Raw genomic sequence first — 25,059 nt, forward strand, 5'->3', positions numbered from 1 at the left:
GAATATATCTAATTCATAAAAAAATAGTTCACAAAACTAAGGATAAAATCCTGTAAGGACAAACTTAGATTAAAAAAAATGAAAAACTCCAGACTTCCAAAGCTAACAGATAAATATAGATCATCCACCTTTAACTCTTCGAATTCAATTCTTCAGGAAAGAAAATCCTAACATATCACAATTATTTATCAAAACGTCTTAGTAAAAGTTTTTTTTGCTTATTTTTGTAAGGTACAATACAATTCTAACAGTTTGGCAAGGACTATTGTATAACTTACAGTTATGATAGCTTTGCGAAATATATTAGTATAAATTATTTTATATATTCTATAAATTATGAAATGCTATATTTGTTTGACAGACTCTATTGTCAACAGAAAAGATTACTTTAACATGTTAAAGGTAACCTTAATTAGTGCTCGTAAAAACACATCTCTTCGATTAATTTGCCTATATGATGGTAAAATTGGCGATCCTGTTTACAACTTACTAAAAGATTTTAAAGTTGAGATCATCATCCATGAATTACCATATAAAAAGGAACTAATGGAAATATATTCTCACGAATGGATGGAAACAGAACTAGGAAAAGATATAGAATATAGTCGAATATTCGGCACATTCATGAGAATGGAGATTCCTATAATAGAAAAAGAAGACGAATATGTATTATACACCGATATGGACATAATCTTTAATGATGATATATTACTGAAAGATCTACCTCATCCTGCTTATTTAGCTGCTGCTCCCGAATTTGAACGCGATACAAAAAGAATGAGTTATTTCAATGCTGGAATATTAGTCATGAATATCCAAGGTATGAGAATCAAATATCAGCAATTTGTAGAGATGATGAAAAAAAGACAAAGATCTACTTCAGGACTTTTTGATCAAGGGTACTTAAACGAGCTGTGTTTTAATGACATGGAAATTTTACCTATTGAATATAACTGGAAACCGTACTGGGGAATTAATGGGAATGCTAAGCTTATCCATTTTCATGGAATGAAACCATGCAGCAACCTCGAAGAAGCAGGATTTGACACCAGAGAATCATTCTTTCGGACTATATTTGACAATAACAGTCAAGGCTATGCAGGGTATATATACTATTTTATTCTCTTTTTTAATTACCTAGGTCAAAAGCAAGACCAATGGTTATGCTATCATTTACAATACATCCTTGACCTATATAAAAAACCTTTAATAGCCCTTGCACAAAAACCAAACTATAAACCCAAATACAGAAAATACAAACGTTTATACTCAATATTCGTAAGTATCTCTATACTATTAGCAATTCTACTACTTACTGCTTTATTTTTAGTATAATCAATATAAATAACACTCTCAAATAGACAAAACCGAAGGTCTAAAAGCTCCTGCTACCGGTAATTCACAGAAAATAAAAACACCTCAAACAAATAATATAAAATAAATCTTTATATATTTGCCAATAATATGAATCAAAACAATAAATAAAATGAGAATTGGTATATTATATATCTGTACTGGCAAATATGACATTTTTTGGAAAGACTTTTATCTAAGCGCAGAACGTTATTTTATGCAAGACCAATCTTTCATTATCGAGTATTATGTATTTACTGATAGTCCGCAACTATACGACGAAGAAAATAATGAGCATATTCACCGGATCAAACAAAAGAATTTAGGATGGCCTGACAATACATTAAAACGTTTCCATACATTCCTTCGCATCAAGGAACAATTGGAGCGAGAAACCGACTATCTATTTTTCTTCAATGCTAATCTGTTATTCACCTGTCCAATTGGTAAAGAAATGCTACCATCCTCGAATAGCAATGGATTACTAGGAACTATACATCCTGGATTCTACAATAAACCCAACTCAGAATTTACATACGAACGAAGAGTTGCTTCTACCGCCTATATTCCAGAAGGGAAAGGTCTATATTATTATGCAGGAGGCCTTTCGGGTGGATGTACAGAATCCTATCTGCAGCTCTGTACAACAATTTGTTCATGGGTTGACAAGGATGCCGCAAACCATATAATACCAATTTGGCACGATGAATCCCTTATCAATAAATATTTCTTAGATAATCCACCAGCCATTACATTGCCGCCCGCATATCTATACCCCGAAGGCTGGTCCCTTCCCTTTAAACCAATTATTCTCATTCGAGACAAAAACAAGCCTGAATATGGCGGACACGAATTCTTGCGAAGAAAAAATTCTTTATGGGTAAAGATTAAGCTAATCTGCCAAAAAATTAAATTAGCCGATTAGTCGGTCAATTTGCCTCTATATTATAGAAATATAGAATTATAGAAAACTCCTTTCCACTGATATTCAACTTTATCATCACAAAGAATCACTATTTTATCTGAACTATCTCTCAATAAAGCACCATACTTTCCCAAAGTACCTTTACTTGTTATCTGATGTTTGCAATAAGCTATCAAAAACAAATCCATATACCCCTTATCTGAACCATTTATATCCACCACCTTATAATTCTCATTTGCAAATTCAAGATAGGGAATAAGTTCTGATGCCACCCATTCCGGCTCATCTGAGAAGAAGTAAAAAAAAGGCGTAACAGTCTCTTTTTCCATATAATCAACAGCCCTTTTAAAATAGCTCAAAGAAGCAGGCTTCCCATACGCTCGAACTTCAACACTTAAATCACCCCGTCGAACATGCACTGCTACAGGATTGATATTCTGTTTTATTTCTGACATTAACATTTTGCTACCCTCATCAAATATTTCAGATGAGATTCTATAAGTAGACATAAATGCGGGTACCCAAATATTTATCGGCAAATGATAATATCCACCTAGATAAATAGGGGGATTTTTTTCCAAAAATGAAAAATCATCTATCCATTCCGATGTATTATTCCCAACATAGTAAAAATGTCTCTTATAATAGGAGATTTCGAACTCTGTTGCAATTGTTAACCCCAAATAAGGAAACACTTTCAACAAATCAAAATTGCGAGCAAATTTATAATCCATGTCACTTCCCCATTCCTTATAAAAGGATAGATCATACACAACCTTACATCCACGCTTTCTAAAAAATTCTCCCAACAAATATTGGAGCATTTGAGAACAAATACCACCATCCATCAACACTACAACCTTAGGAGTAACTAAGTGAGCCTTCAACATTCTTTTGTAACAACTTCTTTGCCACTTTCTAATAATACTCATTTCTTTATATCTTATTTTATCAACTATACCGCTCTCAACGTCTTAATTTATCTGAACACATTACAGTTTATGGCGCATATTATAATATCTAAGTTTCAAATCTCCCCAGAAACCTGATACTCTATAAGCATTCACAATCTTACGTTCTCTTTTTGACAAGTTATTTATTAAACAAGGATAGGATTCCATTTCATTAACAAGCCGTTTCATATCCTTCCTAATACCAGCAAAACGTTTCCAATAAATTCTTCTAAAAGCATTTTCAAGATGGAAATGAGCAAGTGCTTCCTTCATCTCTTCCCCCAACCCTTTTTTATCAATATAATTTTCAATCCATATTGTATAATTCACAAAGTCTCCATACTTTTTATCATCAAAATTCGCAGGATGTGACATTGACGTATTGGTAAAATTATAGTCAATGATTATATAATCAACTGAAACGACTTTTTGTAAGTATAACAATAATTGTGTGGAAAGAACGACATCTTCACCAAATGATATATCCGGTCTTTCTATCTCATTCTGATATAATGATCGAAGATGAAATTTTGACCATACACACCAATAAGCCTTTTTTAAAAGAATATTTTTCAAAAACTCCACGCCTGACAACTCTACAAAATTAAAAAAAGTTGATTTATGAGACTCTCCATCATAGCAAAACATAAAAGGGGCCACTACCATATCCGCTTGCGTTTCCTCTGCTTTATTAACCAGTCTAGTTATTGCATCCTCATGCATAATATCATCACTATCTAAATATTGGATATATTTGCCAGTAGCAATATCTATACCCGATTTACGCGCCTGCACTAATCCCTCGTTTTGTTTATCAAATACAACAATCCGGGGATCTTCAACCGCATACGTCTTTATTATATCTAAACTTTCATCTGTACTTCCATCATTCACTACAACAATTTCAAGATTAGTATACGTTTGATTAATAACACTCTGCAACGTTTTAGCTATCGAATTGTGCGCATTATAAACAGGAATAATAACCGAAACTAAAGGGGATTCTTTTTCCATCATGTCATTTTTTAATTCTTTTTCTTGGCAAAGTGAGTCCAATAATAAATCGACCAAAAATAAGTTATCTTACGTAATCGTTTATAATATTTAGAAGACAATTCTTTTCTTGATAAAAAACGCCATCTACTCAACTTATTCCTCATATCTTTAATTTCAACAGGATACAATTGATGATTAGGATCCGTCATAAACTCTTGAAAATGATTAAAGCAATTTTCCACAATCACATTGACGGCATCACACCAATCTCTACCTTCAAACAATCGCCGCTCCTTTGCAAACTCCAATCTTGAATATTCAGCCAAGAAATAATGATAACGTTTTATAGAATTGATTGTATGGCAAATACTATCACCTCTCTGTATATAATGATAATAAGCAGCATCAATCCAAACTATTTTATCACAAATACTTATCCAGCGATAAATAGTCGCATGATCCTCAAAAAACATACCTATAGGAAAGCGATAAGAATCAAAAAAAATCTTATCAAAAAGTTTGGTACAAGCTGAACTACTTACCTTCTCAAAAATAATATCCCGCTGAACATCTTGACTAGTACGTACATACACATTATCTGTATTAGGATACATTTGTTCTATACGGCCATCTTCATACTCAAAGCAAAAGTTGCAATATACCATATAAACTTTGTTCTGTAGCATGGCTGACAACATGTTTTCATACATTGTCGGTTCAATATAATCATCGCTATCTATAAACCCAATATATGGAGCAGTCGCTATTTCAATTCCTGCATTACGAGCTATGGACAAACCTGCCTCATCAAGATGCAGCACTTTTACTCTAGAATCAATATTAGCATATTCATTACAAATAGAAGGAGAATCGTCGGTCGACAAATTATCCACTAATATAATTTCTATATCTTTCAACGTCTGATTACGTACAGACTCTATACAACGTCGCAAATACGGAGCTGTATTATGAACAGGGATGATAACGCTAACCGAGTATTGAGATTCCATATTTGAATATTCATTTTCTACTTGCAAAAGTAAGGAATAATATCCATAGGAAGTATCTAAAAAGAGATTGTTTACAAATAGAGCAGAATTTCACGCTTGCAATTAGTTATTATTAACAATACATACATGTAATCTGAAAAATCAAAAGAGAAAATTCTATGGATTATTTTGCAATCAGCAACTTGCTAGTATAGTTTTCCATCACAAAAGTTTGCAAATACAATATTTAAACAAACCGAATGTGTATATTTGCAAAACCTAATTGATAGCAATAAAATGAAAAAATTAGCAATTATCATACCAGCTTATAAAGCACGTTTTTTACAAGAAACACTTGATTCTATCGCTAAACAAAACAGCCACGAGTTTACCGTATACATTGGTGATGACGCAAGTCCCTACCCATTAAAGACCATAGTAGATCATTACAAGAACAAGTTTGACATTATATATCATCGTTTTGAGCAAAACATGGGCAAAAAAGACCTACCCGGTCATTGGGAACGATGCATATCATTGTCAGAAGAAGAACTTATATGGCTTTTTTCAGATGACGACTTAATGCCCTTTGACGGAGTAGCACGTATAATTCAAGCCGCACAAAAACATTCTGAAGGAAAATATATATTCCGTTTCCCTTTAGAAGTTGTTGACGAGCATGGTAAACTAAAGTATAAAAACCCTCCTTTTAAAACCAATTTAACTTCTGGATATGAATTCCTATTGGACAAATTATCTGGAAAAATTAGTTCTGCCGCCTGTGAGTATGTATTTAGCCGAGCAGTATGGGAACAAACGGGAGGATTTATAAAGTTCCCTTTGGCTTGGTGCACCGATGATGCGACATGGGCTAAATTTGCAGATTTTACAGGAGGAATCATATCTTTACCAGGCAATCCCGTCAGTTGGAGAAATGCCGAAGGAGAGAATATATCAAACTCCACTCATTTCAATAAAGAAAAGATTAGAGCAACAATACTTTTCATAGAATGGATTGGCATAAACTACCATTCTCACCTTAATGAAAGAAAATTCAAAAAAGCGATCAAACGTTATATATATAAATTCTTACAGCATTCGCTAAAGAACGACTTTAGCTTACACGACCTTTTACGTTTATGCAATGCTCTAAGAAAACTCACACTAAATGTGTCTTTGCAAGTTTTAGTTCATCATGTTTGGAAGAAACTGTAAACGACTATACTCTCCAATTATTTCAATAAAGATGACAAGCTAGCACAATAATTATCGATAGAAAACTGCTGTGCTTTTTTCAAAGACATTTTTTTTAACGAATTGAGCAACTCTCGATCATTTGCTAAGATCATAATTTTCTCTATAAAATCATCGGGAGAAGAACAAAAACATGCATTGGTCTCATCGCAATAGTCCCGTATAGACCCAACATCACTAACCACCATCGCCAATCCTGTTGCCATTGAAGTACAAATTACATTACTTCCAATAGTATCCTTCATCACATTTAATGAAATATCAGAATCATTCATATAATGCTTTAGTTCCGCCTCCGGAACATACCCCACCAATGTTACATTCTTTAAACCTGAAAACAAATAATCAATATTTTCTCGCCCTTTGCATATATAAAAATGAATTTGCGGAAGTCTTGAAACAATATAAGCGATCTGTTCAAAGTCACGCGCCAAGGCACCCATTACTATCACTTTGACATCATCACTTCTGTTATAAAGGTTTGCAGAAGGAGTATAATAATTATTATCGACATAATGAAATGAAGTATAAACATTCTCTATTCCTAAATTATTAAGATAGCATGTCAAACTACTTCCCAATGTTACAATTTCTGTAACAAATCGTGAACTCTTCTTTATTTGTGCTTTTGAATATCGCCTTTCCAATTTTTCAGGAACAAGATGCACCATAGCATATACAGGTGCTTTAGGACGTATAAAGCGTATTATTTTTGCAAACAATATTTGATACGAATCTCTATGTAAATATTCAGTAAGAATAAATTTATCTCCTGATTTATATGTCATTGCTAATTTAAGTGCCGTAAAAAACACAGAGATTTTCTTCCCCCTTTTTCCCTTATCCAAAAAACGCCTACCCATATTAAAAGTATACATTTTATATAATTCAGGATTTCTTTTTTGAATATATTCATAAAGATACCTCATTCCTGTATGATTTCCAGATGTTGAAGGCCAATCATAACAAATAATATATACCATATTATTAAAATTTAAATTAAAGAACAATAGTCTTAAACAATAGAGGAATTGCAGAATTTACATCAGTCCCATTATTTAGACAAACATAATATTCTGAACAAAGGTAATGAAAATAATCCAAAGTTTTATTCTAATGAAATTATTCTTTTCTATACAAGGCAAGCTCGAGATAAGAAATCAATAAAAAACGAAATAACTTTCATCATTACAAATATTAAAGTAACTTTGTAATCACCTAATATTATTTTGTTATAATGATTAAAGAAAAGTATGTGCCTAATAACTCTCTCAATGCCTATTTATAATGTAGAACAATACATTGAACGCGCCTTATTATCCGCATTAAACCAAACCTATCAAAACTTAGAGATTTTGATAGTAGACGATTTAGGGCATGATAACAGCATGAATATAGTCTACCAACTTAAACACACACATCCTAGAGGTAACTGTATCCGTATAATTACACATAAAAAAAATCTCGGTTTGGGAGGAACGAGAAACACAGCAATTGAATCTGCTCAAGGGAAATATCTATACTTTATGGATAGCGACGACGCCATTGTTCCTGATTGCATTGAGACTTTATATAATATTATTTCACAAGAAAAAGTAGACTTTGTTGCAGCTGGAATCAATCAAATTGATGAGAATGAAAATTCACTCAAAATTACTAATTACCCTAATATAACACGAAAAGGTAAATTATGTATGGCTCAATACTTTTATGAAGAAAAAAATGATATATGGGTAACTACATGGAATAAATTATATAATCTTTCTTTTTTAAGAGAATTTCATATTCATTTTTTGGAACATGTGTACCACGAAGACATAGTAATGCATGCCATGCTCGCTTTAAATACCAGATCATTTACCTTAACCAGCCAAACAACATATCTTTATAATTGCAAGAGAGAAGATTCTATTACAAATATGGAACAAGGCTACACTTTGAAGCATCTAAATGATCTTACCATAGTTTTTAGTGAAATCAGGAGATTGATACAAGCAGACAACAATCTTAGTAAACATCTTCAAAAAGAAATAAACCTATATTATTTATTTGAAATTTATCATCGATACCTACCAGCGATGTACTCGAACATTAAAAGGGTTGACTTAATAAAAGGATTAGCAAGACTCTCTCAAAACTGTCTCCCTCCTATTTTAGAAACTCGACTAACATTCAAATCTATAAAACGTTTTTTATTCCTAAAACTGCCCTTTAACATTCAATATCTAATTAAAAGTCATAAATACAAAAAGAGCAGAGTTTAAACGGGAAAAACTATCAACAAATAGTACACTATAGGTTTCTCAGAAAATATCATTTTCATTTACAAATTTTTCAGTTCTATATTTCCTAAGAACACGGGAGAAGTCCCCTTTTATTCTTAGTCATTTACAAGAGAAGTATTGCTAATGATATTTTACATATAATAGAATGTTATACGGCCTTTTGGAAAGAAGATTTATACAAATCCAATGGTTATAATGAAAAGGTGACTCGCCTGGGACACAAAGATAACGAACTTGTATGTATACTTATTAATTCCAGAACAGAAAAAAGAATCATAAAATCTGATGCAGCTACCTTGAAAAAGCTCTCAACGCTTGTCACAACCAAATAAAATGTATACATTTGTAGAATTTTAGTGCAAGCCCCCTTAACTATTTAACTAACTTAGTAATAATTATATGAATAAACCAATGGCGAGCAACATAAGTACATCGCTAATTATATCCACCTATAATAGAAGCGACGCATTAGAAATATGCGTTAAAAGCGTGCTACGTCAATCTCTCCTTCCGGATGAAATTATCATTGCAGATGATGGTTCCAAGGAAGACACAAGAGAACTAATTCATCAATTGGCTGCTTCCTCCGAAGTTCCCATTATTCATGTCTGGCATGAGGATCTAGGCTTCAGACTAGCCTCCATCCGCAACAAAGCTATTGCAAAAGCATCTAAAGAATATATTATACAAATTGACGGAGATATCGTCTTACACAAAGATTTCGTCAAAGATCATGCACGTTTTGCCCAAAAAGGTAGTTTCGTAACCGGTAGCCGTGTATTAATCCGGGAAGGTTTAACAAAAAAAATGTTAGCGGAAAAAAACTGCATAATTTCCATTCACGACAAAGGTACTAAAAACACAATCAACGGAGTGCATTTACCTTGGTTGAGTCCGCTACTTCAACATTATCGACAATGGGATATTTCATATTCCAGAGGATGTAATATGGCTTTCTGGAAAGAGGACTTATTAAAAGTTAATGGATATAATGAAGCTATTACCGGATGGGGAAGCGAAGATCATGAATTAGTATGCCGCCTCATCAATAACGGTGTACGCAAGCGTACCATCAAATTTGCGGGAATTGTGTTCCACCTCCATCACGAACTACATGGAACGGATAATTTAAATAACAACCGCAGTATTTTGAACGAAACGAAAGTCAGGAAACTAACCTGGTGCGATAAAGGAATCATACAAAACTAATATGGAAAAGAATTTGAACTTTTTAGATCGAAACGAATTTAACTACAGTCCATCAAAAGAAGTAGTAGAGGCTTTAAAAAACTTCGATATAAATAAACTTTGTTTTTATACCCGCATTTATGATGAAGGAAAGAAAAGTATATTATCCGTTTTCTTGTCCGAACTATACGATATAGATGAAACTCAAGTTTTATTGGGATACGGCGGAGAAGATATCCTGAAGCAAGCCGTTCATTACTTCCTGACTCAAGAAGATGGAAACAAAACGATGTTGATTCCCAAGTTCTCATGGTGGTATTATAAGTCAATTGCAGATGAGGTGAATGGTCATACTTTGCAATATCCTCTTTACGAAGACGGAAACACCTTTAAATATGACTTTGAGACGCTGAAAGATATGATTCAGAAAGAGAATCCGAAGATTCTTTTACTGGCTTCTCCCAATAACCCTACCGGCAATGGTTTAACTCCGAAAGAACTGGATGAACTGCTTGCAGAAGTACCCAGCCAAACAGTGGTACTGATAGACGAGGCATACGCTTCTTTTGTTTCAACTGATACCAGTTATATCAAAAAACTGGTTAATAAATATCAGAATTTGATTATTTCCCGTACTTTATCCAAGTTTTATGGATTGCCCGGTTTACGTATGGGATTCGGATTTATGAGTAAGGAATTGGAAAAATTCAGCAGATACAGCAATAAATATCTGGGATACAACCGAATATCCGAAGATATCGCCATTGCAGCTCTTAAATCGGACGCACACTACCGCAACATCGCCAAACTGATGAACGAAGACCGTGAGCGTTACGAAAAGGAAATTGGCGTATTACCCGGATTCAAAGTATATGAATCGGTTGCCAATTTCATTTTAATCAAATACCCGATAGAGCTAAAAGAGGCTTTACAAAAGGCTTTTGCCGAACAAAGTTATAAAGTGAAGTTTATGAATGAACCGGATATCAACACTCATTTGCGTATCACATTGGGACGCCCAGAGCAGAACCGGATCGTTATAGACACAATTAAAGAAATCGCATCCAAATGAAAGCAGTAATATTAGCCGCAGGAATAGCATCACGCTTACGCCCGCTGACCGATACAACGCCCAAATGCCTCCTCAAGATAGGAGAACGATGTCTACTGGAAAGAGCTTTTGATGCTCTGATACAAAATGGATTCGACGAATTCATTATCGTCACGGGGTATCGCCAGCAACAAATCGTTGATTTTCTGCAGACACGTTATCCAGTCCAAAATATTACTTTCATCTATAATGACAGATATGAATCAACCAACAATATCTATTCATTATGGCTTACCCGACCATATACAGACGGGGAAGAAATATTGTTATTAGACAGCGACATTGTTTTTGATCCTCAAATTGTAGAAAAACTGCTTCATTCGGATAAAAACGACATATTGGCACTGAATCGTCATGAGCTTGGAGCGGAAGAAATAAAAGTCATCGTAGACGACGCACAAAAGGTTGTTGAAATCAGCAAAGTCTGTTCTATATCCGATGCTATCGGAGAGTCTATCGGTATCGAAAAGATGTCAGCAGAATACACCAAAGCTCTATTTCGGGAACTGGACATTATGATTACCACTGAAGGACTGGACAATATATTCTACGAACGGGCTTTTGAGCGACTGATTCCGCAAGGATATAGCTTTTACGTCATGGATACCACCGAGTTCTTCTCGGCCGAACTGGACACCGTAGAGGACTTTCAACAGGCACAGAAACTGATTCCAGCCAGTCTTTATTAATCAAATTCAGATAGAAATGGCAAATTACGATATCCGCCCTCTACAGCTTCGCATATTAAAGAATTTATTAGCTGTTGACAAAGTTTGCAAAGAACATAATCTGCGATATTACATCATGGCAGGCACCATGCTGGGAGCCGTCCGCCACAAAGGATTTATCCCTTGGGATGATGATCTGGATATCGGTATGCCAAGAGCTGATTATGATTTATTAATGGCTAATGCCAAAGAATGGTTGCCGAAACCATACGAAGCTGTATGTGCTGAAAACGACAAGGAATATCCTCTTCCATTCGCAAAAGTACAGGATGCCGACACCACTCTAATTGAACGTATGCATCTCAAATATTTGGGAGGCGTATATATTGATATATTCCCACTGGACGGAGTTCCGGAGAGCCGCATGGCGCAAAGAATGCATTTTGCAAAGTACGAATTCTACAAACGTGTACTTTATCTGATTCATCGCGATCCATACAAGCATGGAAAAGGTCCCAGTTCATGGATACCGCTATTATGCAGAAAGCTTTTTACCCTTACCGGAGCACAGGAAAGTATCAGGAAAGTAATGAAAAAGTATGATTTCGACCAATCCGCATTGGTCTGTGATTATGATGACGGAATGAAAGGAATCATGTCTAAAGATATTCTGGGCATCCCTACTCCAGTCTTATTTGAAGATGAAGAAGTATGGGGAGTACAGAAATATGATGCCTATCTGTCACAGAAATACGGAGATTACATGACCATACCTAAACAAAGTGGGCAAAGACAACACAATTTCCATTATTTAGACCTGAATAAACCTTATCGGGAATTTGAAGTCTAACTATAATCACATAAAGGTAAGAAGTAGAAATGAGAATAGGTTTTGACGGAAAACGTGCAGTACAGAATTTCACCGGTTTGGGTAATTATAGCCGCTATATAGTGGATATTCTATGCCAATTCTATCCGGAGAATGAATATGTATTGTATGCCCCCAAGAAACGGGAAAATAAAAGGCTGAACAAATTAACGAAGCAATATCGGCAACTACAGCTTTCTTATCCCACTACTTCTTTCTGGAAAAAGTTAAGCTCGTTATGGCGAGTGTTGGGAGTCACCCGCCAATTGGAAAAAGAAAGAATTGATATTTTTCACGGACTTAGCAATGAATTGCCCCTGAATATCCATAAAAGTGAGGTAAAAAGTATCGTGACGATCCACGATCTGATATTTCTGCGATACCCACAATACTACCATTCGATCGACAGGAATATATACACATACAAATTCCGCAAAGCCTGCGAAAATGCGGATAGAATCATTGCTATCAGCGAATGTACCAAACGTGATATTATTGAGTATTTCGGGATTCCTGCCGATAAGATAGAAGTTGTTTATCAGGGATGTGATACTTCATTCACGCACCCTGTAACAGAAGAGAAAAAAAGAGAAGTTCGAGCTAAATATCAGCTACCGGAGCACTATATCCTCAACGTAGGAAGTATTGAAGAACGAAAGAATGCCCTTTCGGCGGTACAAGCACTGACGATGCTTCCTGAACAAATTCATCTTGTCATTGTAGGACGCCATACAGAATACACTGATAAGATTGAACGTTTTATTAAGGAGAATAAGCTGGAAGAAAGAGTGCACATCGTCAGCAATGTTCCTTTTGATGATCTGCCGACTTTTTATCAGCTAGCTGAAATTTTTGTATATCCTTCACGCTTTGAAGGCTTTGGCATCCCCATCATAGAAGCTTTATATTCCGGAATTCCGGTAGTAGCCGCAACAGGTTCTTGCCTGGAAGAAGCCGGAGGTCCCGACTCGATCTATATACATCCCGATGATATCAAAGGAATGGCCAATGCTTTCAAACAGATATACTCTGACCCTGAAAGAAAGAAAGTAATGATTGAAAAAGGGCAAATATTTGCCAAAAGATTCTCTGAAGAAAAGCAAGCGGAAGAGATCTTAAACATCTACAAGAAATTAATGAGATGAACATACTTAAACACACAATAAAGAAATTTATATATGGCACTCTCCCATATTATTTCATGAAAGGATATAAGCCCGGCTCTCCTTATCTGAAATACTATGAATATATTAAAGAACATGGATATTCAAGACACCTGTATGAATTCAAAGATGAATATGCAAATATGCCCGTTGACGTACAGAAAGACGAGGAGAAAGGTTTATACTATGTTCAAAAAGAAGAGAAACGGCTCTATTTCAGAAAGAGCACTCCGGCCAGGAAAATTCAAAAATATTACAGGGCTTTGAGCATGGAACAAGACAGGCGTTCACCGCACCATTACTTCAACAGCGTTAAAGAAGTGACAGGAAAGGTATTTGTGGATGTTGGTTGCGCCGAAGGATATTCTTCATTGGAAATCATCGATGAAGCCAAACATGTTTACTTGTTTGAGCAGGACGAACAATGGCTAGAGGCCATCAGAGCGACCTTTGAGCCATGGCAAGATAAAGTTACGATTGTCCAAAAGTATGTAAGCGACCATAACTCTTCAAGAGAACAAACCCTGGATGACTTCTTCAACAATCAAACGGATGAGCATCTGTTTCTAAAAATGGATATCGAAGGAGCTGAACGGCATGCATTGGCCGGATGCAAGAACTTATTTCAGAATTGCCAGAAGTTGGATTTTGCAATTTGCACATACCATCTACATGATGACGAAGCAGTCATTTCTGCATTTTTGGATAAGAATAACTGCACATATACCAACCAGAAAGGTTTTTTCAGGCATAAAATCCGCAGTGTAGTCATGCGCGGAAGTAAGAGTTAATCATTGATAATCAGCAGAAAGCAATTCGCAATAGTCATACTTACACAAGTATGTATCATAAATGTGCTTTTCTTTTTTCAATAAGAAACGTGAGATATGCGGTTCCCAAGAAAAGAACTTACGCACAGAACGGTACAAACGGAAGAATAAAATCAGGGATACGATATGCCTTTCTTTTTCTTTTCGTGCCGCACGACGATAAATATAATGAGTAAAGAACTGATCGCTATAACGAAGAGCCAGACTAACAGTAGATTCTACATCCCATCCCCTCAAAGAAGCGTATTCTGTCATTATATAAGTCAGCACTTCACGAGAGATGCATAAACGACACATATTACGGCACACAGTATCACAATCAATATCCGATAGCAACTGCATGCGATTCACGTCGACCAGGGAAAAACTATATTCATTCGCATCATTCTGATGGATCAATATATTGCCGGGCGAATAGTCCAAATGCAGGATACCTGCCTGATGCAAAGCAGCCGTGTAGCGCGCAAAAGCAGAAAGTTTATCTTCATTTCCTTCCACTTTCCCATCCATCAGGGAACGGACTGTTTCGCCACCATCATAACAACAAATGTAATAGCTATGTGAAAGAAGGCCACTCTGGAATTGTTCGATCATAGCAACTGGCTCCGGAGTGTCAAAGCCATGTTGTTGAATTTCCATAGAGTAAATATAGGAACGCTCTGCTTTTGATTGCCGGAAAAACGAATATACAACACGATTGATGATGTGAGGCTTCTTAAAGCTCTTCACCACAACATCAATGCTGCCTAAGCCAATTCGTTTTAAAACATTACGCCCATCGTACACCACATCTCCTTTTTCCTGGAAGGACCTTGGAATTTCTTCTATCTCCTTCTGCAGATGCGCGTACTTGGGATTTACAATCACTCTCATTACACTCTCCTATATAATACTAATTACAAAGATGGAGCAAAGATAAAGAAATTAAGGCATATTCCGACTATATTTTTTTCTTTTCTCACAAAGATTGGCTAACTCTCTATACATATAAGTACTGTTGCGAACAACTTTAGTCGTTTTTTCTTTTTTCTTTTCATTTATATTTAGACATAAATGCTTTTTTTTAGCTATGTTTGCACGATAAAAAGCATAAAGAAGTCAAGCATGAAACCAATCAAAAAAATTCTGATTATTCGATTTAGACAAATAGGGGACTCTATTCTGGCTGTTGCATTGTGCAGTACGCTGAAAAAAAGTTTTCCCGATGCAGAAATACACTTTGTGCTGAATAAAAATATAGCATCGCTCTATGAGGGTCACCCGGACATAGATAAGGTTATTACATTTGACAAGAATGAGAATAAACCATTCACTGCTTATATAAAAAAAGTATGGCAAGTGACGCACCAAAACAAATACGATGCCATCATCGATATGCGTTCTACGATCCGGACTCTTTTTTTCTCTCTTTTTTCATTAAAAACCCCTTTCCGGATAGGGCGTATCAAGGGATACACACGTTTTCTATTAAATTATCGAACAGACACTTACAGCAACAGCCTAACAAGTGATATGGTAGAACGCAACCTATTGCTTGCAGCACCATTAGAGAAAATCAGGCCTATTCAATATACAAAAGAATTCAGGTTATACCTCACTGACCAGGAGAAAAAAGACTTTCGATATTATATGGAAAAGGAGGGGATAGATTTCGCGCGCCCTGTATTCCTAATAGGAGTCACCACCAAGCTCCTCCATAAAAAATGGAATACGGAGTTTATGATAACCACACTTAAAAGAATATTGGAAGAATACAAGGACATACAAATGATCTTCAACTATGCACCGGGGTATGAAGAAGAAGATGCAAGAAATATCTACAAGGAATTGGGATGTCCGGAACGCATCAAGATTGATATACAAGCCTCTTCATTACGACAACTGGCAGCACTTTGCGCCAACTGCTCGTTTTATTTCGGAAACGAAGGAGGAGCCCGACACATTGCGCAAGCCCTCGAAATTCCTTCATTCGCTATTTATTCACCAAGCGCCTCTAAATCAATGTGGTTACCTGCAAATTCCGTACTTGCCCGAGGTATTAGTCCCGACGATATTCTTCCGCCGGAACAACAAGCAACATTAACTTATGAAGAACGTTTCGCATCAATTACCCCGGAAAAGGTATACGATCAATTAACTTCGACATTAAGACAATTGAGCTAACTCGCGATATAAATCAAGATAAGCTTGTATATGCTTCTCGTAACTGAATGAAGCTGCATGTTCTTTCATTCTGGTCAAGCGTTCCTCATCTTTATAGAAATCAGGCAAATGTTCCCGGATACTTTGCACCATAGATTCTGTATCCAAATGTTCCCACATGATGGCATGTCCATTACAAACTTCCGGCAAACTAGTGCGATTAGCAGCAAATACAGCCTTTCCAAACTGCATAGCTTCCACCACAGGGAGTCCAAAACCCTCTCCTTCACTAGGAAACAGGAACGCCTCACAGCTCCGATACAACCATATCTTTTCACTTTGAGTGATTACATCTGTCAAAAACACATTAGTGACTTGCTTCTCACGAATCAGATTACGCACTTCTTCAGCATAAGCGAAATGGGCATCTCCACAAATATACAAATCATATTCCGGGAAATGGCGCATTACGTCAACCAGGAGATGGAAATTCTTTTTCCTACGGATCTGTCCAATCGTAAAAAAGAAAGGACGTCCCGTCGCAAAAGACGGCTGGGTTCCTTCCAACATATCGATCCTCTCCACCCCATTATAGATGACCCGGATCTCTTTCCCCTTCAAATCTATATGTTGACGAATGACATCTGCGACATAATGAGAAATCGTTGTGACTACTGCTGCCTTATTGACCTTATTCTGCATCCGACGAAGATACATTTTAGCCTTCCAAGGCTTTTTCTCCGTTAAGAAATTAAAGTCATGTATAGTAAAGATAAACTTTGTACCACCGGCAATACGCAACAACTTCCGCTGCTGATTCACCGCATGCCATACATCTACTTTAGGAAGAGTAAAAGGGAAAAACTTATTGATACGACGTACCGGAACAGAAGTCACATTCGGGCCAAATTCCTGCATATATTTCTGTCTCAACAAATATACAAAATGAAGATCCTCTATCGGCATAGACGAAAAAGCGGCCGCATAGTTGGCCGCAATCTGTCCGAAACCAGCTGTTAGACTACCATAATTCGTAAGATCTATCAGTACCTTTTTCTTTCGTTGTATCTCTTTTTCCATCATTATTTGATTCTACGCTCTTTCGGCTCAAAAACAACTAAATTGAATTCCTGCGAATATCAACCTACAATCCCTTCTATTTTTGCAATAACCTGTTCCGGCTTTATATCTCTTAAACAGGCATAATCACCACGCCAGCAAGGCTTCTGTCCATATACAGAGCAGGGACGGCATGACAAATCAAGTTGCACGGTATTAACCGGCAATTGCTTCCAGCCCATAAAACCAGCATAAGGATGAGTGGCCCCCCAAATAGAAACAACCGGAATATTGACCAAGGACGCCAAATGCATATTGGCAGAATCCATTGAAAGCATCACATCCAAATGGCTCATCAGGTTCAGCTCGGTACGCATATTCAGTTTACCGATCATTGAAACAACAGAAGGATATTTAGCAATCCATGCGTCAAACACTTCCTGCTCATTTTTGCCGCCTCCAAAAAGAAACACTTTCACTTGTGGGTTAGCCGCAAAATGTGCTATAACCTGCTCTTGCAACTCTAACGGATAAATCTTACCTCTGTGTTTGGCAAAAGGAGCTATACCAATCCATTTTTGATTTTCTTTAGGTCCTGTGACTGGCTCTATCTCTGCAAAATTACCTTTTCCTTCGCCATAAATAGAAGAGAAATTTAATAAAACCGGTAAACCTAGCTTCTCAAGCACATCGGCATAACGGCGAAAAGAACTCTTCTGATTCTCCATCACCTTATCATGACGACGAACCAGTTTCTTTTTACCGGCCCTTCCTTTACATATGGAAGCTACCGGTTTATTGGCAAGACGGAATCGCAGACATAAATATTTGGAACGAAGCACATGATGAAAATCTGCAATGTAATCAAAATGCATCGCCTTCAACTCCGAATAGAGGCTATTCAAGCCCCAAAGCCCCTTGTGTTTACCTGTTAAGTCAGCTCCGACAAAACCTACATTCGTAGGCAGCCCCTGAAAGAGCGGCTGCCATACAGCACGACTTAACACTGTTATTTCGTGCTGCGGGTATTGCACAGCCAGCGAATGTATTACCGGTATTGTCATGGCTACATCGCCAAGAGCTGAAAAACGAATAATGAGAATACGCGCCATTCGTTATTTTTTTGCATAAAGCACCGGATTCAATGCCGGGTCATTATACATCTTCATCTGTTTATATACCTTCATATATTTTCTCCCGGCTTCGATATCAGCTAATAACTGCTCAATAGCCGTAGAGAGGTCTTTACGTTGTTCCAGCAGGATATTCAGCTTAGTCTGACATTGAAGACGGTGTTCCTCTGTAGTATCCGTACGTTCCACTTCCTGCTGCATGTGGTAAATTTTCAATGCAAGAATTGACAAGCGGTCAATAGCCCATGCAGGACTTTCTGTATTGATCGTTGCGTCAGAGAGAGGTTTTACTTCTTTGTATTTGTCTAAGAAGTAACTATCGATTAATTCCACCAAGTCTGTACGATCCTGATTTGATTTATCAATTCTTCTTTTCAAAGCCAATGCTTCTACCGGATCAATCTGCGGGTCACGGATAATATCCTCAAAATGCCATTGCACAGCATCAATCCAGTTCTTTAGATATAAATAATACTCAATAGTTTTCAACTCGTAAGGATTGTTCATCGGAGCATCCACACTATCCGTTACATGGTAATCAGTTGTCGATTTCCAAAAAATCTCGTTGCAAAGGTTACTAAATGTCATAATCTTAACTAGCTAATAGATATATAATAGGGCAAATCTATGTAATATTTTTCAGACAAGCAACCCTTTCTTACTTTTTTATTTGTTACCTTTGTGGGTATAAAAGATGAATTGTATATGAAAATTATTATCGACAATAAAATACCATTTATAAAAGAAGCGGTTCAGAGAATAGCCGATGAGGTGGCTTGTGTACCGGGGAAAGATTTCACTCCGGAGCTCGTACGGGATGCAGACGCACTCATTGTCCGTACCCGCACACATTGCAACCGGGATTTATTGGAAGGTAGTCGGGTAAAATTCATAGCAACGGCAACCATAGGTTTCGATCACATTGATACAGAGTATTGCAAACAGGCAGGCATAGAATGGACAAATGCTCCGGGATGCAATTCTGCTTCTGTCGCCCAATATATACAGTCATCGCTTCTGGTGTGGAAATCTTGCAGAAACAAAAAGTTAAACGAACTGACGATTGGAATCATAGGAGTGGGAAACGTAGGGAGTAAAGTAGCTAAAGTTGCCCGGGATTTTGGCATGCGCGTTTTACTGAATGATTTGCCACGGGAGGAAAAAGAAGGAACAGAGCAGTTCGCTTCACTAAGTAAAATAGCAGAAGAATGTGATATCATTACCTTTCACGTACCTTTATATAAGGAAGGGAAATATAAAACCTTCCACTTGGCAGATGAGAACTTCTTCCAGTCACTCAAACGAAAACCGGTTATCATTAATACCTCCCGAGGAGAGGTCATTGACACCAATGCTCTTTTAAAAGCCCTAGACAGCCGGATCATTTTAGATGCCATCATTGATGTATGGGAACATGAACCGGAAATTAACCGTGAGTTACTGGATAAAGTATTTATTGGCACTCCCCACATTGCGGGTTACTCTGCCGATGGAAAAGCAAACGCCACACGCATGTCACTGGATGCCATTTGCAAATTCTTCCAAATAGAAGCTGATTATAAAATAAACGCACCGGCACCCGCCTCTCCTATTATACATGCCAAAAACCATGAAGAAGCAATCCTCCAAATATATAATCCAGTCGAAGATAGCACCCGATTGAAAAATCAACCGGAACAATTCGAAACCTTACGCGGGGATTATCCTTTGCGACGAGAAGAGACAGCTTATTTAATCAAGTATTAAGAAATAAGTATTAAGTATTAACCGTAGCGACCGAGAACTTCATGAAATTCCGTCAAACGATTATCTGCATGGAGTAATACTTAATTAATACTTATTTCTTAATACTTGTTCTATGACTTGCGGGAAGTGTTCATATTCCAAGGCATGCACTTTTTTGGCTACATCATCCGGAGAATCTGTCGGAAGAACAGGACAAGTAGCCTGGAAGATTGCATTTCCTTCGTCATAATGCTCATTTATATAATGTATAGTGATACCGCTTTCCTTTTCACCGGCAGCCACTACTGCTTCATGAACCCGGTCACCATACATTCCTTTGCCTCCGAACTTCGGCAGAAGGGCAGGATGTATATTTATAATTTTATCGGGATAAGCATGCAAAAGCAAGTCAGGCACACGAACCAGAAAGCCAGCCAGTACGACAAAGTCGATGCGGTACTCCTGCAAAATAGCCAAAATTTCATCTCCGGCTATCCAGTCCTCCTTTGGAAACACGTTACAGGCCACTCCCAAACGATGCGCACGTTCCAAAACGTATGCATCACTTTTATTAGAAAGTACCAACGAAACCTGAACGGAATCGTTTTTTTGGAAATACCGGATAATATTCTCGGCATTTGAACCGGAACCGGAAGCAAAAATTGCGATGTTTTTCTTCATAACCCTCAATTTCGATGCACAAAACAGTGAAAAATGTGCAAAACTTTGCATTTATTTAGTCAAATATTTGCGCAAAACGATAAATATTCATTCCTTTGCACCGCAAATTTAAAGAAATAAAACTAATTATTAATTAAAAACTTAAAGTTATGTCTGAAATTGCATCAAGAGTAAAAGCGATTATCGTTGATAAATTAGGCGTAGAAGAATCAGAAGTTACAACCGAAGCAAGCTTCACTAACGACCTGGGAGCAGATTCTCTTGACACTGTAGAACTTATCATGGAATTCGAAAAAGAATTCGGTATCTCTATTCCTGATGACCAAGCAGAAAAGATTGGTACTGTAGGTGATGCTGTATCTTATATCGAAGAACACGCTAAGTAATTCGATTTCATCAATATGGAATTAAAAAGAGTGGTAGTAACAGGCCTTGGCGCCATTACTCCCGTTGGCAACAGCGTTCCCGAATTTTGGGAAAACCTTGTGAACGGGGTTAGTGGAGCAGGGCCTATTACTCATTTTGATGCGTCGTTATTCAAGACCCAATTCGCATGCGAAGTGAAAGACTTCGATGCAACGAAATACATAGACCGTAAAGAAGCAAGAAAGATGGACCTGTATACTCAATATGCCATCGCTGTTGCCAAAGAAGCGGTGAGTGATTCCGGTCTTGATGTCGAGAAAGAAGACTTGAACAAAATCGGTGTTATTTTCGGCGCCGGTATTGGTGGTATACATACATTTGAAGAAGAGGTAGGCAACTACTACACTCGTCAGGAAATGGGTCCGAAGTTTAATCCGTTCTTCATTCCAAAGATGATTTCGGATATTGCAGCCGGACAGATTTCTATCATGTATGGTTTCCATGGTCCTAACTACGCGACTTGTTCAGCATGTGCTACTTCAACCAACGCTATTGCAGATGCCTTCAACCTGATTCGTCTGGGTAAAGCAAACGTAATTGTATCCGGTGGTTCGGAAGCAGCTATCTTCCCGGCAGGTGTGGGCGGTTTCAACGCTATGCACGCACTGTCAACACGCAACGACGAAGCTTCTAAAGCTTCACGTCCGTTTAGCGCAAGCCGTGATGGTTTCGTTATGGGCGAAGGTGGCGGTTGCCTGATCCTGGAAGAACTGGAACACGCTAAAGCTCGCGGTGCAAAAATCTATGCAGAAGTTGCCGGTGTAGGTATGTCTGCAGATGCACATCACCTGACAGCTTCTCATCCAGAAGGTCTGGGAGCGAAATTGGTGATGAAAAATGCACTGGAAGATGCGGAAATGGATCCGAAAGAAGTAGATTATATCAATGTACACGGTACATCTACTCCGGTTGGTGATATTTCAGAAGCAAAAGCAATCAAGGAAGTATTCGGTGATCATGCGTTCGAGTTGAACATCAGTTCAACAAAATCAATGACAGGTCACTTGCTGGGAGCTGCCGGTGCGGTAGAATCTATTGCAAGTATCCTTGCTATCAAGAACGGCATTGTTCCTCCGACTATCAACCACGAAGAAGGTGACAACGACGAGAATATCGACTATAACCTTAATTTCACGTTCAATAAAGCACAGAAACGCGAAGTTAATGTTGCCTTGTCCAATACATTTGGATTTGGTGGTCACAATGCGTGCGTTATCTTCAAGAAATACGCAGAGTAATATCGTGTTACGTAACGAAATAGATAAGATAAGGCTCTTGTTCCGCAAGGATAGAGAGTCTTATCTTTGTTTTTACCGGATACTCGGGTTCTACCCGCGCAATATCCAACTTTATGAGCAGGCTCTCCTGCACAAATCAACTTCTGTCCGCTCCGACAAGGGACGTCCCCTCAACAATGAACGGCTGGAGTTTTTAGGTGACGCCATCCTCGACGCCATCGTAGGAGATATTGTCTATAAACGTTTTGAAGGGAAACGAGAAGGTTTCCTGACCAACACACGTTCTAAAATCGTACAACGGGAGACTTTGAATAAGTTGGCCGTTGAAATCGGCTTGGATAAACTCATAAAGTATTCCACCCGCTCTTCTTCTCACAACAGTTATATGTACGGAAATGCTTTTGAGGCATTTATCGGAGCTATTTATCTGGATCAGGGGTATGAACGCTGCAAACAGTTTATGGAGCAACGGATCATCAACCGTTATATCGACCTGGATAAAATATCCCGAAAAGAGGTTAACTTCAAATCCAAACTTATTGAGTGGAGCCAAAAAAATAAGATGGAGGTTTCCTTTGAGTTAATCGAGCAATTTCTCGATCACGACAGCAACCCTGTCTTCCAAACCGAAGTACGCATTGAAGGACTTCCGGCAGGAACAGGTACGGGATATTCCAAGAAAGAGTCTCAACAGAATGCTGCCCAAATGGCTATAAAGAAAGTAAAGGAACCCGTATTTATGTCAACTGTCGAAGAGATCAAAGCACAACATTCAACAACTACAACAGAACCGGAGGTTGAACTTGCAACTAACTCTGAAACTGAATTGGCAACTGAACTTGAGAATGAATTTGAGAATGAACTTGAAGCCGAACTGAATGTAATTCCCGAGACAAAACCGGAGAATGTTTTAGAAGAAAACACCTCCGATAATGAAATTTCTACGGTACAACCTACTATGGAAGCCGAGGAGACTAGCCAAAGCAAATCCCCATGCGACGCCCCTGAATCACCAAATCGTGATCTTCAGTAACTAATTTCAGTTTTCCTGCAACTTCTTCAAGAGGGATAGATGCAATATCGTCCCCTTTTAAAGCTACCATACGCCCGAATTCACCCTTGGCGATCAATTCTGTCGCGTGGCCGCCCATACGGGTAGAAAGATTGCGGTCGAAAGGAGTAGGCGAACCACCACGCTGAATATACCCTAGAACTGTTTCGCGAGTTTCTATACCAGTTTCATATTCAATCTCCTGCGCAATATATTCAGCAGCCCGTTTACGCCCGTCTGTCCTAATACCTTCTGCTACCACTACAATAGAATAAGGCTTGCCCTTTTTCAGTCTTTCTAGAATCGTATTACCAATATTTTTAATGTCATAAGCAATTTCGGGGACAAGAATCACATCCCCCCCTCCTGCCATACCGGAATACAAAGCAATCCAACCCGCTTTGTGCCCCATCACTTCAATCACCATCACCCTTTTGTGAGAACTTGCGGTGGAATGCAGGCGGTCGATGGCATCGGTAGCAATACTTACTGCCGAGTCGAAACCGAAAGAAATATCTGTACCCCAAATATCATTATCAATGGTTTTAGGAACAGATACGATATTCACTCCCATCGCAGCAAACTTCGCCGCAGTCTTCTGTGTTCCATTTCCGCCGATACAAACGACACAGTCGAGTTCCATTTCCCGGATATTCTGAAGGATTAAAGACGGTTTGTCAACATCAGAGACAACGCCTCCTTTTTTGAAAGGCTTCTCACGAGATGTTCCTAACATCGTTCCACCCAGATTGAGCAAACCGGAGAGCGACTTGTCTGTAATAGATTCGACATCTTTAGTCAGCAAGCCCTGAAAACCGCTGTGAATACCTACTACTTCCATCCCGTAATAATTGATGGCAGTTTTGCACACGCCACGAATCGTGGCATTAATACCGGGACAGTCCCCGCCGGATGTTAAGATTCCAATTCTCATTGTCGCATTTTTTAGTCTAAAACTCGGGATTTATATGAAAGTCGTCTATTTTTAACGATTATTTCCGTCGTAAAGATAGAAAAAAAA

Annotated in this window: 25 protein-coding genes; 15 read left to right on the forward strand and 10 right to left on the reverse strand. The window is 37.8% G+C overall.

What is annotated here, in order from left to right; genetic code table 11:
• The first annotated feature begins 336 nt into the window (after positions 1-336).
• Together KFO40_RS14215 and KFO40_RS14220 are read left to right on the forward strand one after the other, a co-directional pair.
• Positions 337-1,335: a glycosyltransferase gene (locus KFO40_RS14215; RefSeq protein ID WP_008770442.1), complete on the forward strand. Its 999-nt coding sequence runs from the start codon at positions 337-339 to the stop codon at positions 1,333-1,335.
• 151 nt (positions 1,336-1,486) lie between these two features.
• A complete protein-coding gene (locus tag KFO40_RS14220; protein ID WP_004315576.1) occupies positions 1,487-2,278 on the forward strand; it encodes a family 6 glucosyltransferase in 792 nt (263 codons plus the stop codon).
• Positions 2,279-2,298: 20 nt separating this feature from the next.
• Here the strand turns inward: KFO40_RS14220 and KFO40_RS14225 are convergent, their stop codons facing one another.
• From KFO40_RS14225 to KFO40_RS14235, 3 genes are read right to left on the reverse strand one after another with little or no spacing between them, the layout of a single operon-like run.
• Positions 2,299-3,210 (reverse strand): alpha-1,2-fucosyltransferase, encoded by a 912-nt coding sequence (locus KFO40_RS14225; RefSeq protein WP_004315574.1) that lies wholly within the window; start codon positions 3,208-3,210, stop codon positions 2,299-2,301.
• Positions 3,211-3,270: 60 nt separating this feature from the next.
• The gene (locus KFO40_RS14230; protein WP_008016447.1) at positions 3,271-4,245 is read right to left on the reverse strand and encodes a glycosyltransferase family 2 protein; all 975 of its coding nucleotides are present in this window, start codon (positions 4,243-4,245) and stop codon (positions 3,271-3,273) included.
• Between the two features lie 11 nt (positions 4,246-4,256).
• Entirely contained in the window at positions 4,257-5,237 is a 981-nt protein-coding gene (locus KFO40_RS14235; protein ID WP_008016446.1) for a glycosyltransferase family 2 protein, read from the reverse strand.
• A gap of 276 nt (positions 5,238-5,513) precedes the next feature.
• On the opposite strand from KFO40_RS14235, the gene KFO40_RS14240 reads away from it, so the two are divergent.
• The gene (locus KFO40_RS14240; protein ID WP_004315569.1) at positions 5,514-6,431 is read left to right on the forward strand and encodes a glycosyltransferase family 2 protein; all 918 of its coding nucleotides are present in this window, start codon (positions 5,514-5,516) and stop codon (positions 6,429-6,431) included.
• A 17-nt stretch (positions 6,432-6,448) separates the two neighbouring features.
• On the opposite strand, the gene KFO40_RS14245 is transcribed toward KFO40_RS14240, so the two are convergent.
• The gene (locus tag KFO40_RS14245; protein WP_149953130.1) at positions 6,449-7,453 is read right to left on the reverse strand and encodes a glycosyltransferase; all 1,005 of its coding nucleotides are present in this window, start codon (positions 7,451-7,453) and stop codon (positions 6,449-6,451) included.
• 291 nt (positions 7,454-7,744) lie between these two features.
• Here KFO40_RS14245 and KFO40_RS14250 point away from each other — a divergent pair, with 291 nt between their 5' ends.
• From KFO40_RS14250 to KFO40_RS14280, 7 genes are all read left to right on the forward strand, one after another.
• Entirely contained in the window at positions 7,745-8,734 is a 990-nt protein-coding gene (locus KFO40_RS14250) for a glycosyltransferase family 2 protein (RefSeq protein WP_149953127.1), read from the forward strand.
• A gap of 420 nt (positions 8,735-9,154) precedes the next feature.
• A complete protein-coding gene (locus KFO40_RS14255; protein ID WP_149953124.1) occupies positions 9,155-9,964 on the forward strand; it encodes a glycosyltransferase family 2 protein in 810 nt (269 codons plus the stop codon).
• A 1-nt stretch (position 9,965) separates the two neighbouring features.
• The gene (locus KFO40_RS14260; protein ID WP_004315564.1) at positions 9,966-11,015 is read left to right on the forward strand and encodes a pyridoxal phosphate-dependent aminotransferase; all 1,050 of its coding nucleotides are present in this window, start codon (positions 9,966-9,968) and stop codon (positions 11,013-11,015) included.
• On the forward strand, positions 11,012-11,743 hold the full coding sequence (locus KFO40_RS14265; RefSeq protein ID WP_151936322.1) for an NTP transferase domain-containing protein: 732 nt from the start codon (positions 11,012-11,014) through the stop codon (positions 11,741-11,743). The genes KFO40_RS14260 and KFO40_RS14265 overlap by 4 nt, the downstream gene beginning before the upstream one ends.
• Before the next feature lie 16 nt (positions 11,744-11,759).
• A complete protein-coding gene (locus KFO40_RS14270) occupies positions 11,760-12,572 on the forward strand; it encodes a phosphorylcholine transferase LicD (RefSeq protein WP_004315562.1) in 813 nt (270 codons plus the stop codon).
• 29 nt (positions 12,573-12,601) lie between these two features.
• Complete coding sequence (locus KFO40_RS14275; RefSeq protein ID WP_151936321.1) at positions 12,602-13,735, forward strand: glycosyltransferase family 4 protein; 1,134 nt, start codon at positions 12,602-12,604, stop codon at positions 13,733-13,735.
• Positions 13,732-14,544 carry an FkbM family methyltransferase gene (locus tag KFO40_RS14280; protein WP_138343107.1) on the forward strand — a complete coding sequence of 271 codons (813 nt, stop codon included), beginning with the start codon at positions 13,732-13,734 and terminating at the stop codon, positions 14,542-14,544. The genes KFO40_RS14275 and KFO40_RS14280 overlap by 4 nt, the downstream gene beginning before the upstream one ends.
• Here the strand turns inward: KFO40_RS14280 and KFO40_RS14285 are convergent, their stop codons facing one another.
• Complete coding sequence (locus KFO40_RS14285; protein ID WP_049701601.1) at positions 14,545-15,456, reverse strand: lipopolysaccharide kinase InaA family protein; 912 nt, start codon at positions 15,454-15,456, stop codon at positions 14,545-14,547. It abuts the gene before it with no gap.
• A gap of 231 nt (positions 15,457-15,687) precedes the next feature.
• Here KFO40_RS14285 and KFO40_RS14290 point away from each other — a divergent pair, with 231 nt between their 5' ends.
• Entirely contained in the window at positions 15,688-16,746 is a 1,059-nt protein-coding gene (locus KFO40_RS14290) for a glycosyltransferase family 9 protein (RefSeq protein WP_055235777.1), read from the forward strand.
• Here KFO40_RS14290 and KFO40_RS14295 read toward each other — a convergent pair.
• From KFO40_RS14295 to KFO40_RS14305, 3 genes are read right to left on the reverse strand one after another with little or no spacing between them, the layout of a single operon-like run.
• Positions 16,729-17,805 carry a glycosyltransferase family 4 protein gene (locus KFO40_RS14295; RefSeq protein WP_055235778.1) on the reverse strand — a complete coding sequence of 359 codons (1,077 nt, stop codon included), beginning with the start codon at positions 17,803-17,805 and terminating at the stop codon, positions 16,729-16,731. The genes KFO40_RS14290 and KFO40_RS14295 overlap by 18 nt on opposite strands.
• Before the next feature lie 59 nt (positions 17,806-17,864).
• On the reverse strand, positions 17,865-18,896 hold the full coding sequence (locus KFO40_RS14300) for a glycosyltransferase family 9 protein (RefSeq protein WP_055235779.1): 1,032 nt from the start codon (positions 18,894-18,896) through the stop codon (positions 17,865-17,867).
• A 3-nt stretch (positions 18,897-18,899) separates the two neighbouring features.
• Positions 18,900-19,505, reverse strand: coding sequence for a DUF4254 domain-containing protein (locus tag KFO40_RS14305; protein ID WP_008024018.1), 606 nt, complete (start codon positions 19,503-19,505; stop codon positions 18,900-18,902).
• 117 nt (positions 19,506-19,622) lie between these two features.
• Between KFO40_RS14305 and pdxB the strand changes: the two genes are divergently transcribed.
• On the forward strand, positions 19,623-20,663 hold the full coding sequence (pdxB, locus tag KFO40_RS14310) for a 4-phosphoerythronate dehydrogenase PdxB (RefSeq protein ID WP_055235780.1): 1,041 nt from the start codon (positions 19,623-19,625) through the stop codon (positions 20,661-20,663).
• Between the two features lie 84 nt (positions 20,664-20,747).
• Here pdxB and purN read toward each other — a convergent pair whose 3' ends face one another.
• Entirely contained in the window at positions 20,748-21,374 is a 627-nt protein-coding gene (gene purN / locus KFO40_RS14315) for a phosphoribosylglycinamide formyltransferase (protein WP_055235781.1), read from the reverse strand.
• 98 nt (positions 21,375-21,472) lie between these two features.
• Between purN and KFO40_RS14320 the strand changes: the two genes are divergently transcribed.
• Genes KFO40_RS14320 through rnc form a run of 3 tightly spaced genes read left to right on the forward strand, consistent with a single transcriptional unit; the run spans position 21,473 to position 24,020 of the window.
• A complete protein-coding gene (locus tag KFO40_RS14320; protein WP_002558672.1) occupies positions 21,473-21,709 on the forward strand; it encodes an acyl carrier protein in 237 nt (78 codons plus the stop codon).
• A 15-nt stretch (positions 21,710-21,724) separates the two neighbouring features.
• Positions 21,725-22,987, forward strand: a complete 1,263-nt coding sequence (fabF, locus tag KFO40_RS14325; protein ID WP_008024013.1) for a beta-ketoacyl-ACP synthase II — start codon at positions 21,725-21,727, stop codon at positions 22,985-22,987.
• Positions 22,953-24,020 (forward strand): ribonuclease III, encoded by a 1,068-nt coding sequence (rnc, locus tag KFO40_RS14330; protein WP_211146499.1) that lies wholly within the window; start codon positions 22,953-22,955, stop codon positions 24,018-24,020. The genes fabF and rnc overlap by 35 nt, the downstream gene beginning before the upstream one ends.
• On the opposite strand, the gene KFO40_RS14335 is transcribed toward rnc, so the two are convergent.
• Complete coding sequence (locus tag KFO40_RS14335) at positions 23,962-24,972, reverse strand: ATP-dependent 6-phosphofructokinase (RefSeq protein ID WP_008024010.1); 1,011 nt, start codon at positions 24,970-24,972, stop codon at positions 23,962-23,964. The genes rnc and KFO40_RS14335 overlap by 59 nt on opposite strands.
• Positions 24,973-25,059: the final 87 nt, after the last annotated feature.

Origin of the sequence: Bacteroides sp. 1001302B_160321_D4, from assembly GCF_015667765.1 — a bacterium.
GTDB lineage: Bacteria > Bacteroidota > Bacteroidia > Bacteroidales > Bacteroidaceae > Bacteroides > Bacteroides xylanisolvens.